Genomic DNA, 215 nt, shown 5'->3' on the forward strand with positions numbered 1-215 from the left:
AAAAGTTAGCTTTAAGTCAAGAACAACGTATAAATAACGGTCTGCTAGTGAAAGTGATTTGAAGAAAATTAATAAGTATGGCAAAGCGATTCAAGCTGCTCAATCCCTGTATGATTTTGCCAAAAAAGCAGTTTTGATCTTAATGTGTAAAATAAAAAACCCTTAATCTTGGTTAAGAGCAAATAAAAAAGGAGAGGACTTCTTGGTACATGGGG

The organism is Streptococcus sp. HMSC068F04 (assembly GCF_001837455.1).
GTDB lineage: Bacteria > Bacillota > Bacilli > Lactobacillales > Streptococcaceae > Streptococcus > Streptococcus salivarius_D.